The sequence below is a fragment of the Polymorphospora sp. A560 genome, assembly GCF_045781765.1.
GTDB classification, from domain to species: Bacteria; Actinomycetota; Actinomycetes; order Mycobacteriales; family Micromonosporaceae; genus Polymorphospora; species Polymorphospora lycopeni.
Window position 1 is genome coordinate 136,901 of sequence record NZ_CP122282.1, and the last position, 12,040, is coordinate 148,940.

At 72.5% G+C, this 12,040-nt stretch carries 11 protein-coding genes and 1 pseudogene; 5 read left to right on the forward strand and 7 right to left on the reverse strand.

Annotated features, from left to right (window positions below):
* Nucleotides 1-44 precede the first annotated feature (44 nt).
* The 4 genes from QCD66_RS00630 to QCD66_RS00645 all read right to left on the reverse strand — a co-directional run bounded on the left by QCD66_RS00630 (nt 45) and on the right by QCD66_RS00645 (nt 3,185).
* Complete coding sequence (locus QCD66_RS00630) at nt 45-1,514, reverse strand: 3' terminal RNA ribose 2'-O-methyltransferase Hen1 (protein ID WP_375732671.1); 1,470 nt, start codon at nt 1,512-1,514, stop codon at nt 45-47.
* Between the two features lie 58 nt (nt 1,515-1,572).
* Nucleotides 1,573-2,151: a YdeI family protein gene (locus QCD66_RS00635; protein WP_375732672.1), complete on the reverse strand. Its 579-nt coding sequence runs from the start codon at nt 2,149-2,151 to the stop codon at nt 1,573-1,575.
* Nucleotides 2,148-2,765, reverse strand: a complete 618-nt coding sequence (locus tag QCD66_RS00640; protein ID WP_375732673.1) for a hypothetical protein — start codon at nt 2,763-2,765, stop codon at nt 2,148-2,150. Before QCD66_RS00640 ends, QCD66_RS00635 begins: the two co-directional genes overlap by 4 nt.
* Nucleotides 2,766-2,975: 210 nt before the next feature.
* A complete protein-coding gene (locus tag QCD66_RS00645) occupies nt 2,976-3,185 on the reverse strand; it encodes a hypothetical protein (RefSeq protein WP_357542201.1) in 210 nt (69 codons plus the stop codon).
* Nucleotides 3,186-3,314: 129 nt separating this feature from the next.
* On the opposite strand from QCD66_RS00645, the gene QCD66_RS00650 reads away from it, so the two are divergent.
* The 3 genes from QCD66_RS00650 to QCD66_RS00660 all read left to right on the forward strand — a co-directional run bounded on the left by QCD66_RS00650 (nt 3,315) and on the right by QCD66_RS00660 (nt 5,526).
* Complete coding sequence (locus tag QCD66_RS00650; protein ID WP_364220788.1) at nt 3,315-3,704, forward strand: phage holin family protein; 390 nt, start codon at nt 3,315-3,317, stop codon at nt 3,702-3,704.
* Between the two features lie 131 nt (nt 3,705-3,835).
* The gene (fbaA, locus tag QCD66_RS00655) at nt 3,836-4,861 is read left to right on the forward strand and encodes a class II fructose-bisphosphate aldolase (protein WP_375732674.1); all 1,026 of its coding nucleotides are present in this window, start codon (nt 3,836-3,838) and stop codon (nt 4,859-4,861) included.
* A 146-nt stretch (nt 4,862-5,007) separates the two neighbouring features.
* Nucleotides 5,008-5,526 carry a hypothetical protein gene (locus QCD66_RS00660; protein WP_357542207.1) on the forward strand — a complete coding sequence of 173 codons (519 nt, stop codon included), beginning with the start codon at nt 5,008-5,010 and terminating at the stop codon, nt 5,524-5,526.
* Between the two features lie 32 nt (nt 5,527-5,558).
* Here QCD66_RS00660 and QCD66_RS00665 read toward each other — a convergent pair whose 3' ends face one another.
* On the reverse strand, nt 5,559-6,740 hold the full coding sequence (locus tag QCD66_RS00665; RefSeq protein ID WP_375732675.1) for an LOG family protein: 1,182 nt from the start codon (nt 6,738-6,740) through the stop codon (nt 5,559-5,561).
* A gap of 90 nt (nt 6,741-6,830) precedes the next feature.
* Between QCD66_RS00665 and QCD66_RS00670 the strand changes: the two genes are divergently transcribed.
* On the forward strand, nt 6,831-7,259 hold the full coding sequence (locus QCD66_RS00670) for a DUF3151 domain-containing protein (RefSeq protein WP_357542211.1): 429 nt from the start codon (nt 6,831-6,833) through the stop codon (nt 7,257-7,259).
* 15 nt (nt 7,260-7,274) lie between these two features.
* Here the strand turns inward: QCD66_RS00670 and QCD66_RS00675 are convergent.
* Both QCD66_RS00675 and QCD66_RS00680 read right to left on the reverse strand, forming a co-directional pair.
* A pseudogene (locus tag QCD66_RS00675) lies at nt 7,275-8,672 on the reverse strand (MinD/ParA family protein); the annotation flags it as partial.
* Nucleotides 8,673-9,583: 911 nt separating this feature from the next.
* Complete coding sequence (locus tag QCD66_RS00680) at nt 9,584-10,570, reverse strand: hypothetical protein (RefSeq protein WP_375732676.1); 987 nt, start codon at nt 10,568-10,570, stop codon at nt 9,584-9,586.
* 127 nt (nt 10,571-10,697) lie between these two features.
* On the opposite strand from QCD66_RS00680, the gene QCD66_RS00685 reads away from it, so the two are divergent.
* Complete coding sequence (locus QCD66_RS00685) at nt 10,698-11,987, forward strand: adenylosuccinate synthase (RefSeq protein WP_375732677.1); 1,290 nt, start codon at nt 10,698-10,700, stop codon at nt 11,985-11,987.
* The last annotated feature ends 53 nt before the right edge of the window (nt 11,988-12,040 follow it).

Here is a 12,040-nt window from a genome sequence, read left to right on the forward strand (position 1 = left end):
ACCGTGTTCTCGGCTGAGCCCGATGGTTCGCTCGCTGCGCTCGCTCACTGGGCCTGTCCTTCCGTCGGTCGGGTGGTCTCGGCCCGGTTGAACAGGGCGAGCTGGGTCGGGGGGCCGACCTGCGGATCGTCGTCGCCGACGCCGGAGAACGCGACCGTGTAGCCGTACCGGTCGGCGACCTCGGTCGCCCACCGGGTGAACTCGGCCCGGGTCCACTCGAACCGGTGGTCGGGATGCCGCGTCGCGCCCGGCGCCAGCCCCTCGTAGCGCACGTTGTATTCGACGTTCGGAGTCGTCACCACCACCGTCCCCGGCCGGGCGTGGCCGAAGACCGCGTCCGCCAGCGCCGGCAGCCGCGGCGGGTCGACGTGCTCGATGACCTCCATCAGTACGGCCGCGTCGAACCCCCGCAACCGGTCGTCCCGGTACGTCAACGCCGACTGCCACAGCTTGATCCGGCCACGCTGCCGATCCGGCAGCCGGTCGAGCCGCAGCCGCCGCTCGACCATCTCCAGCAGCCGGGCCGATACGTCGACGCCGACGATCTCGGTGAACCGGCGGTCCCGGGCCAGGTCGCCGAGCAGCGCGCCGCCGCCGCAACCGAGGTCGAGCACCCGGGTGGCGCCGACCTCGGCGAGCGCCGCCAGCACCGCGGCCCGGCGCCGCACCGCCAGCGGCCGGCGGACCGTCTCGTCGGCGGCCGGGCCGGCGGCGTCCGGTTCCACCGCGTCCGGGTCCGGCGCGTCCTCGACCAGCCGCTGCTCGGCCAGCCGGGCCAGCGCCTGCCCGGCCAGCGCGCGGCGGTGTGCCAGGTAGCGCCGGGTGATCAACCCGTGCTCCGGGTGGTCGGCGAGCCAGCCGGTGCCGGCCCGCAACAGCTTGTCGATCTCGTCGGGAGCCACCCAGTAGTGCTTGGCGTCGTCGAGCACCGGCAGCAGCACGTACAGGTGGTTGAGGGCGTCGGACAGCTGTACGGTGCCGGCCAGGGTCAGGTCGACGTAGCGGCTGTCGCCCCACTGCGGATACCGCTCGTCGAGCGGGATCGCGGTCGCGGTGACCGTCCAGCCCAACGGGGCGAACAGCCGGCCGGCCAGTTCCGCACCGCCCCGGCAACGCAGCACCGGCACCCGCACCTCCAGCGGGATCGCGGTCGCCGCCAACTCCGGGCGGTCCTTCGAACTGCCCCGCAGCGCCGACCGGAACACCTTGGCCAGGGCGGCGGCGAGCAGGCTCGACGCGGCGTAGGACCGGTCGTTGACGTACCGGCCGAGGGTGAAGTCGTCCGGCATCGCCCCCGGCTGACCCTTGCCGCCCCTGCCCTTCGCACCCGACAGCCGCAGCGGATCGACGTCGAGCAGCAGCGCGGCCGTGCAGCGCTGCGGCGTCGCCTCCGGAAACAGCACGTGCGCGGTGCCGGTCGGCATCTCGAACGAATGTGCCCGGTCGGGATGCTTGACCAGCAGATAGCCCAGATCCGTCGCCGGTTGGTGGGTGGTGGACACGGTGATCAGCACACCGGCGATGATGGCAGCCGGAGGCCCTGCCCGGCGCCCCGGTTTTTCGGTGCCGGGTCTACTGCGGGTACGGCGTCTCCCCGCGCGCCAGCATCCCGACCAGGTTGGCGATCCGGCGTTGCCTGGTCGCGTCGGTCGCGGCGGTGGTGACCCGGTGCAGGACCGCGTACCGGTTCTGGCCGTTCAGCGTCGCGAACTTCGCCGCGGCGGCCGGGCTGTCGTCCAGCGCCCTCGCCAGATCCGGCGGCATCTCGATACCGGCCGGCCCCTGGTAGGCCCGCTCCCACCGGCCGTCAGCCCTGGCCCGCTCGACCTCGGCGACCCCGCGCGGGCGCATCCGCCGCTCGGCGGTCAGCCGGGCCACGTTCTGTACGTTGCGGGCCGACCACAGGCTGCGTTGGCGGCGGGGCGTGAAGCGTTGCCGGTAGGTGCGCTCGTCGACCCGCTTGGCCTGCCCGTCGATCCAGCCGCTGCACAGGGCCTCGTCGAGTGCCTGCGCGTAGCTCAGCGACGTGGGATCGGTGACACCTTTGCGGGCCAGCAGCAGCCAGACACCGTCGGAACTGTCCTCGTTGGCGTCGAGCCAGGCCCGCCACGCCGCGCCGTCGGGGACGACCAGGACATCAGGATCGGTCATCCCGCCACTATCGTCCGCCGGGAGGTCCGGGTCTTGTACTTTCCCGACGTGTCCGCGGCCGTCTCCTGCCGGCACTCCGGGCGTGGATCACCGAGCGGTACGACCTCACGGGCCTGCCGTACGCCGCGCAGCCCGTCGTGCCGCGTCACCTCGGTGGCGAGGGCGGACGGGGTGCTGGCCTGCGCCCGTAACGCGGCGTCGACCACGGCGAGTGCGTCGATCCGGGAACAGGTCCGGGCCAGGTCGACGACCACTCGTTCGGGTGCCGCGCAGGGCAGTCCGGCCATCTCGACCGGGACCAGGGGCAACACGGCCTGGTGGCCGACGACGCCGTTGATCTGGGGGACGGGACGACCGGTCGGGCTGACGACGTGGATTCGGTCGGTCGGCACGACGTCGAAGCCGTACAACCGGGCGGCGGTGTGGAACCCGAAAACGGTGTCGGGTGGCAGCACCTGCCGAACCGCGTGCAGGCGGTCGGTGAAGGACGGCGGGCCGCCGGACACGTATGTTCCCCGCGAGATCCGGTGCAGGGCGCCGGCGCGTACCCGGTCCTGGATCTGGTTCGGGCTGAGGCCGCGCGCGAGCAGATCGGCGTACCGCCAGGTCGTCATGCCCGAGAGCGTGGCCATCGCCGGACCCGGCCCGCCACCCCGTACCCGGAACCTGTGGACAACCGGGTGCCCTGTGGATAACCGGCGGTCCGCCGCCGCCGTGCACGCCCACCCCGCCCTACGCGTTGATCGAGGAGTAATCGTGGGTCTTTTGTCCGTTCCTGCCCACGACTAGTCCTTGATCAACGGGAAACCCCGCCGGGCCGCGGGCTAGCGGTAGTCCTCGTCGAGGTTGACTATGCGGGACTGTTCGGCCGCGTCCCATTCGGTGACTTCCAGGCCGCGGTGCATCTCGGGTTCGTCCTCGGCCGGATCGGCGACGGTCGCCTGCTCGACGGCGTCGGCCTGCGGCGTTTCCGGGTCGCGCTCGTCGGGAGCAAGGTGGTCGCCGGGTGCGAAGTCCTCGTCTGGCCTGGTCATCGCCGCCTCCTCGCGGTTCGCGGTGCTGAACTCACCGTACGGGTTGACATCCGTGCCCGCCGGGCGCCGTCGGTAAACGAGTCATCCATTTCCGTGTCACGACTGGTCCTGCGGTGACACGATGGGACCGTGGGGATTCTGATCCGATTGGTGGTCAACGCCGTCGCGCTGTGGGTGACCACACTCGTGGTGCCGGGGATCGACGTGACCGGCGGGTCGGCCGGCCGTAACGTGCTGACACTGCTGGCGGTCGCCTTGATCTTCGGCATCGTCAACGCGGTGATCAAGCCGATCGTCAAGGTGGTCGGCTGCATCTTCTACATCCTGACCCTCGGTCTGATCGCCCTTGTCGTCAACGCCCTGTTGTTCCTGCTGACCGACTGGCTCGCCAGCGCGCTCAACCTTCCGTTCCACGTGGACGGCTTCTGGCCGGCGTTCTGGGGCGCGATCGTGATGGCCGTCGTCGGCTGGGCGATCAGCCTCGCGGTGCCCGACCGGTGGGAGGGCACCAGGGCCTGAGGCGGCCGGGGCCGATTCTCGGCCCGCGAAGCAACTACGGGATACTGCCGGGCGGAGGACAGCGCGGTCCGGCGCACACACCCAGGACACTGCGGCCCGTGGCCGTGAGCGGTCAGTAAGGAGCATTTGTCATGCCCATCGCTTCCCCCGAGGTCTACGCCGAGATGCTCGACCGCGCCAAGGCCGGCGCGTTCGCCTACCCCGCGATCAACGTGACGTCCTCGCAGACCCTCAACGCGGCCCTGCGCGGCTTCGCCGACGCGGGCAGCGACGGCATCATCCAGGTGTCGACCGGTGGCGCCGAATACCTGTCCGGCCCGACCGTGAAGGACATGGTCACCGGCTCGGTGGCGTTCGCGGCGTACGCGCACGAGGTGGCGAAGAACTACCCGGTGAACATCGCGCTGCACACCGACCACTGCCCGAAGAACAAGCTCGACGGGTTCGTCCGCCCGCTGCTCGCCATCTCGAAGGAGCGGGTCGCCAAGGGCGGCGAGCCGCTGTTCCAGTCGCACATGTGGGACGGCTCGGCGGTGCTGCTGGAGGAGAACCTCCAGATCGCCGAGGAACTGCTCGCCGAGGCCGCCGCCGCCAAGATCGTGCTGGAGATCGAGGTCGGCGTCGTCGGGGGCGAGGAGGACGGCGTCGTCGGCGCCATCGACAACAAGCTCTACACCACGGTCAGTGACGGCATGGCGATGGTCGACCGGCTCGGGCTGGGCGAGAAGGGCCGCTACATGGCGGCGCTGACGTTCGGCAACGTGCACGGCGTCTACAAGCCCGGCAACGTCAAGCTCCGCCCGGAGATCCTCAAGGAGATCCAGGACGCGGTCGGTGCCAAGTACGGCAAGGAGAAGCCGCTCAGCCTGGTCTTCCACGGCGGATCCGGCTCGCTGCTGTCGGAGATCCGTGAGGCGCTCGACTACGGCGTGGTCAAGATGAACATCGACACCGACACCCAGTACGCCTTCACCCGCCCGGTCGCGGACCACATGTACCGCAACTACGACGGCGTGCTCAAGGTGGACGGCGAGGTCGGCAACAAGAAGATGTACGACCCCCGGGTCTGGGGCAAGGAGGCCGAGGCCGGCCTGGCGCAGCGGGTCGTCGAGGCGTGCGAGCACCTGCGTTCGACGGGCACCTCGCTGAGCAAGTGATCTTTCAGCGTCACCGGACGGGCGTCACGAATTCGTGGCGCCCGTCGCCGTGTCCGCCGTCACCCCCGGTCACCGCCTAGAATTGTCCGATTCGGAGGTTGGCGTACGCCCCACGCCGGCCTGCCCCCGGACGGTGGAGGTCGGTCGTGCTCGGCATCGAGGGCTACGAGCCGCAGTGGACCCACAGTGCCCGTACCCTCGCCGCCGCCCACCGGGCCCGGTTCAGCCGGCTCGTCGGACGGCCGCTCGTCGGGGCCTGGCTGATGTGGGACGTCGACCAGCGGACCTGGTTCGCCGGCGGACCGGTGATCCTCGGCTTCGGCGACGTCAACGTCGAGGTGACCCACCGCAAGTTCGACGAGTGCGCGATCACCTGGAACCAGATCGACATGTCGATGCCGCTCGACTGGCCCGGCGTCACCCTGGACTGGCGGGCCGACGGACACGAGGCGCTGCGTGGTGCCCGGGGCCGCCGGCTGCTGGCGGTGAACGTGATCGAACGGATCATGCCGTCGCCCTGGCGCCCCCGGGTGCTGCACGCCGTCGAGTTCCTCTTCGACGGCGCCCGGCTGGCAGTCCACAACGCACTCGACGAGAACGGACTGACCGACTCGCCCGAGGTGGCCCTGCCGATCGGCTTCTGGCGCCGGGTCTCGGTCGCCTGAAGCGGACCGCGGGCACCCGGGCGACCCGCCGGTCAGGCTGTCAGCAGCCGTACGACGTCGTCGACATCGTCGGCCAGGTGGACGGTCTTGGACAGGTCGCCGTCGGGTGACAGCGCCAGCAGCGGTCGCAGCAGCGCCTCGACCGGCAGGGTCTCGGTCCAGAACGCCCGGTCGAGGAAGACGTACGGCCCGCTGTCGCCGTCGGTGCGGTAGAAGGTCTTCGTCGCCGCCTGGAAGACCTCCTGTACGGTGCCGGCCCGCCCGGCGGCGAAGACGATCCCGCCCCGGGCCAGCCGCAGGATGGTGTCCTCGCGGATGGCGTTGGAGAAGTACTTCGCGATCTGGCCGGCGAACAGGTTGGCCGGCTCGTGGCCGTAGAGCCAGGTCGGGATGGCGAGCCCGCCGCACCGGGCCCAGTCGTCCGGATCGGTTGGCCCGAACCGTTCACGTACGTCGAGTGCCGCGGCCGTGTACGGGTCGTGGTCGTGGAAGTCCGGTGCGCCGGCCAGCAGGTCGATCGCGGCCGCCAGTTCGTCGGCCGTCCGGCTGGCGAGGTAGGCGCCCAGGTTCGCCGCCTCCATCACCCCCGGGCCGCCACCGGTGACGACCAGCCGGTCGGCGCGGGCCAGCCGCCAGCCGATCGCGGCGGCGAGCCGGTACGTCGCCGTACCCCGGGGCACCGCGTGCCCACCCATCACCCCGACCACCGAGGCCGGGCCGTGGGTCGCCAGCCAGGCGTCGGTCACGTGGGCGAGGGCGTTGTCGATGGCGTGGTCGTGCAGCCGCTGCGCCAGCGCCTCACGGATCTCCGGCAGCGCCCCGCCGTGTGCCCGGAAGTGCTCGTAGACGGCGGTGTCGTACATGCCGGCGAACCCGGCGGCGCCGAAGCCGGCGGCCAGGTCCGGCGGGGTGTAGAGCCGGGACGGGTGGATCGCGTACGGTAGCGCCCGGAACGGCGGGACCACGTGGGCGCCGCGCAGCACCACCTCCGCCTCGACGGCGCGGGACGCGAAGCGGCACCCGATGAACAGGGTGTCGGTCAGGTCGACCGTGGCCAGGTCGGGGACCGGCTCCTCGTCGAGCCGCAGCCCCTGGACGGTCAGGCCGGCGAGGCTGCCGGCCCGCAGGTGCAGGTCGAGTTCGGCCCGCGACTCGATCTCGTCGGGCGAGTTGTCGTGGGGGAGCAGGACGTCGATCGGCGGTGGGGTGGACACGCCGCCATCCTGCCCGGTGCCGGCAACCGGGACGGACGCGTACCCCGCCCCTGGATCGGCCCGGTCCGGTGCGGCGGGTTGAATGGGTTCATGCAGAACCTGTTGCCCGAGCCGCCGCCGACCCTGCTGCCCGCCGACGACGACGCCGAGGCGGCGCTCGCCGCCGCCGAGAAGGAGGAGACCGACGAGGCGTACGCCTCGGTCGCCGCACGTTTCCCGACCCACAGCGGGGCCTGGGCCGCGCTCGGCGCCCGGGCGTTCGACGCCGACCAGGTCGTCGCGGCGTACGCCTACGCCCGTACCGGCTACCACCGGGGCCTCGACCAGCTGCGCCGCAGCGGGTGGAAGGGCCACGGCCCCGTGCCGTGGTCGCACTCGCCCAACCGCGGCTTCCTGCGCAGCCTGCACGTGCTGTCGAAGGCCGCCGGTCAGATCGGCGAATCCGACGAGGCGGCCCGGTGCGCCCAGTTCCTGCGCGACTGCGACCCGGCGGCCGGCGACGCGCTCGCGAGTTCCTGAGCCGCCGCCAGCCCGTCACAACCCGACGGCCACCGCCGCGGCGATCTTCAACCAGGCGTCGCGGGTGGCCGTCGACAACTGCCCGTAACGGACCGGCTCGCCACTGTCGATGAGCCGCTCGTACGGCGCCAACAGCACCGCCCGGGTACGCGCCGAGAAGTGGCGCTCGATCGCCGGCAGGTCGATCTCCTTGCGGGACGGTGGCATCGACACGACGGTGATCGCCTGGCGGACCAGCCGCTGCCGGCCGGTCTGCTCCAGATGGTCGAGCATCCGGGCGGCCGGTTCGGCCGAGTCGTTGCGGGCCGACATGGTCACCACGAGCTGGTCGGTGGCGTCGATGGCGGCCTGCCAGTTCTCCGCCCGTACGTTGTTGCCGGTGTCCACGAAGATCAACTTGTAGAACCGGCTGACCACCTCGCGGATGTCGCCGAACGCCATCCGGGTCAGCATCTCGCCCGCGGTCGCCGACTCGTCCGAGGCGAGCACGTCGAACATGCCCTCGCCCTGCGCGCGGACGTACTGCGACAGGTCGCCGACCCGGCCGTGCGTGCCCCGGAACTGGTCGAGGTCGCGCAGCAGGTCACGGACCGTACGCGAGTGGAAGTCCTGCTGCGCCCGCATGCCGAGGGTGCCCTGCGTCTCGTTGTTGTCCCAGGCCAGCACGTATCCGCCGCGCTTCTGGCCGAACGTCATCGCGAGCAGCAGGATCGCCACCGTCTTGCCGGCACCGCCCTTGGGGTTGACCACGGTCACCTGACGCAGTCCGCCGAAGTTGCGGCGGACCATCTCGATGTCGTGCTTGATCTCCTGCTCGTAGCGGCCGGGACGCATCTTGACCAGCCCGAGCGTGGTCTTGTTGACCGCCGCCCGGACCCCCATCGTGGCGACCGGGTCGGGTGGCCGGACCGCCCGCCGCCGGGCGAACTCCTCGGCGGTCGGGATGACCGTTGGCGGCCGGCCGGGACTCGGGGGCCCGCCATACGGCCCGCCGGGCGCACCGGGCGCGGGCTGACCGGGCGCCGGGTGACCGGGTGCGGGGTGACCGGGGGCCGGGTGACCGGGCGGTGGCAGCGCGGGGCCGGGCTGGCCCGGCGGCATGCCAGGGGTGTAGACGGAACCCGGATGGCCGTACGGCGGGGCAGCGGGTCCGGCGGGCGATGGGGCGGCCGGCCCGGTGGGTGCGCCCGGTCCGGGCGGGCCGCCGTGTTCCGCCGCCGGCGGTGCCGAACGGGGAACCCCGGTGGGAACCCCGGAATGGCCCACGACACCGGGATGGCCCCCGGTATCGGGATGGCCCGCGTTGCCGGAATGGTGCCCGGCACCGGGAGGGACGCTGGTCGGGGCGGGGTAGGTGCCGTCCGGCGGCGGGCCGGCGGGACGAGGCTCGGGACGGCCGGGCTCGTCGGGCGCGACCGCCGGGGGCACGTCGCGAAGCGGCATCTGGTGGATTCCGGTCGCCTTGTGCGGTTGGGGCGCCGCCACCCCGGGCGCCGCCGGGCCGGAAGGCGTCGGGCCGGAGGGCTCGGGACCGGAGGGCGTCACACCGGAAGGCATCGGGCCGGAAGGCATCGGGCCGGAAGGCATCGCGCTGGGTGCTGCCGGACCCGACGCTGGGCCGGGCTGTTCCTGCCAGGTCGGCGTGCCGGGTTGGGCCGTCGGCCCGTACGACCAGGGCGAGACCGGGCGTGGCCCCGGCGGCGGCCCGGGCTGCGCCGGCACCGGGGGCTGCGGTGGCACCGGGGACTGCTGCTGATCCGGTGGCGGCGGCGCACCCCACGCCGGGGCGGCGGCCCAGGCCGGCCGCGCCACGGGCTCGGGGCGGGCCGGTGGCTCGGGCCGGACCGCCGGATCGGGCTGCTCCGTCGGGGCGGGGCCCGGTTCGGGCTGTGTGGTGGGCGCCGGACCCGGTGGCTGCGTCAGGCCGGCATCCGGTCCGGGCGGACCGTCGAGCGGGACCGGCTGGTCGAGGGAGGACGCCCCCGGGCCTTCGGGCGGCTCGGGGCTTCCGGCCGGCCGGGGCGCCTGATCGCGCCGGTCGCCGAGGATCGGGACCAGCTGGGTCCGCGACGCGACCGCGTGCGGGCGGCCGTGCACCGGCCCGCTCTCCGGTACCTCTCCGTCGGGCTCCTCCGGCGGCCAGTACGGCTCCTCGGACCAGGTCGGGCCGGTCCCGGCGGGCCCCGGTGGAGGCTCCGGACCGGTCCACCTCGGCTCGCTCGCGCCCGGCACGTACAGCCGGTCTGCATGATCGTTCGCCACGGCGGCCTCCCCTCGTCCCTACGAGGATAGGTAAGCCGGCCAGATCGCACCCGTTGCCGACATCAACCGGGGTAGACCGCCCAGGCACCCGGCTCGGTCCACCAGGACCGCTTCCGGCCCAGTTCGCCGGCCACCCCGTCGTCGAGGTACGGCACCTCACCGTCGCGCGGAACGACCGCGGTCGCCCGCCCCCGGGCGCGGCGTACCTCGAGGCGTACCCGTGATCTGCGCCACCGTGACCGGACGGTCACCGGGACCGCCACCGCGACCTCGACCAGGCCGTCGGCCGGGTCGGCGTGGGCCAGCAGGGTCACGTCGGACAGTGCGGCGTAGCCGCCGGCGTTGCCGATCGCGCAGGCGAGCAACGGTTCGTCGCCGTTGCTGAGCACCGTGTCGTCGACCTCGACCCGGCCCCGCCAGGCCAGCGGCCGGCCGGCCTCGTCGGCCCCACCGAGAAGGGCACCGTCGAGAGTGACCGAACCGCCGTCGTTGCGGAGCAGGTCGAGGCGGCGGACCCGGTCGCCGAGCACGGCCGCGGCGACCGCCGCCGGGTCGCGGGGCAGGCCGAGCTGGGCCGCCAGGTCGCGCTGGTCGGCGCCCCGGGCCGGGTCGAGCGGCAGGATGCCGATCGCCGGCAGGTCCGGCAGGGTGCGGTTGGCGGCGAGATCGGCGGGCCGGCGGCTGGGCGGCGGGGCGTACCGCCGGACCATGCGGCGCATCACGGCGCGTAACTGCCCGTCGCTGGCCGTAGCCACCACCAGCCGGGTCTTCGCGTCCTCGTCGGGCCAGTCGAGGCCGTCCGGCCGGGCCGGGCCGTCGAGCCGGGCCAGCACCGAGTCGATCTCGGCGTCGGAGTGCGCGGTCACCGTCGTCACCCGGGCACCGGCCGCGGTGAGCGCGTCCGCGCAGTTCAGCACCGGTACGCGGGGTGTCTCGGCGCACTCGTCGCCGGCCGGTCCGGACGCGCCGCCGCAACAGCCGCCGCCGGTGCCGCAACCCGCCCCGCCGTCGTCGGCGGAGCCGAGCGTGAGCAACACCACGTCGTACACGCCGATGGCCTCCTGCCTCGAGATACAGCCCTTTGCCGGCCGTACCGTAACTTCTTGTTAGCCTGACACCTCGGGCTCGCCACGCGGTCGCCACCTGGCACCCGAGCCCTTCGGAGGCGGGATTTAGATGCCAGCGATCGTGCTCATCGGCGCTCAGTGGGGCGACGAGGGCAAGGGCAAGGTTACCGACCTGCTGGGCGAGCGGGTCGACTACGTGGTGCGCTACTCGGGCGGCAACAACGCCGGCCACACGGTGATCACCCCCGACGGCCAGAAGTACGCCCTGCACCTGATGCCCTCCGGGGCACTGTCACCCAACGCGATGATCGTCATCGGCAACGGTGTCGTGGTCGACCCGAAAGTGCTGCTCGCCGAGATCGACGGCCTCGCCGAGCGCGGCGTCGACGTGTCCCGGCTGCGGATCTCCGGCGACGCGCACCTGATCATGCCGCACCACCGGGCGATGGACCGGGTGGTCGAGCGCTACCTCGGCTCGTCGCGGATCGGCACCACCGGCCGGGGCATCGGCCCGGCGTACGGCGACAAGGTCGCCCGGATGGGCATCCGGCTGCAGGACCTGCTCGACCCGGGCATCCTGCGCAAGAAGCTGGACCTGGTGCTGCGGGAGAAGAACCAGATCCTGTTCAAGGTCTACAACCGCAAGGGCCTGGAGGCGGACACAGTCGCCGAGGAATACCTGGAGTACGCCGAGCGGCTGCGGCCGTACATCGCGGAGACCCGCACGATGCTCTGGGACGCCCTCGACCGGGGTGAGACCGTGCTGATGGAGGGCGCCCAGGCGACCATGCTCGACATGGACCACGGCACCTATCCCTTCGTGACGTCGTCCAACCCGACCGCCGGCGGGGCGTGTGTCGGCGCCGGGATTCCGCCGACCGCCATCTCCAAGGTCATCGGCGTGACGAAGGCGTACACCACGCGGGTCGGGTCGGGGCCGTTCCCGACCGAACTGTTCGACGACAACGGCGTACACCTGCGCAAGATCGGTGCCGAGTACGGCACCACGACCGGTCGCGAGCGCCGGTGCGGCTGGTTCGACGCGGTGGTGGCCCGCTACGCCACCCGCCTCAACGGCATCACCGACCTGGTGGTGACCAAGCTCGACGTGCTGACCGGCCTGGAGAAGGTGCCGATCTGCGTCGGCTACGAGATCAACGGCGAGCGGTTCGACGACATGCCGATGACGCAGACCGACTTCCACCACGCCGTGCCCGTCTACGAGGAGCACGACGGCTGGTGGGAGGACATCTCCAAGGCCCGCACCGAGGCGGACCTGCCGGAGAACGCCCGCCGCTACATCGCCCGGATCGAGGAACTCTGCGGCACGAAGGTGTCCGTGGTCGGCGTCGGCCCCGGCCGTGAAGAGAACGTCGTCCGCCACCCGCTGCTGCCGTAGGACCTCCGTCCCCACTCTTCCCCCCAAGGAAATCCCACTCTTCCCCAAGGAAA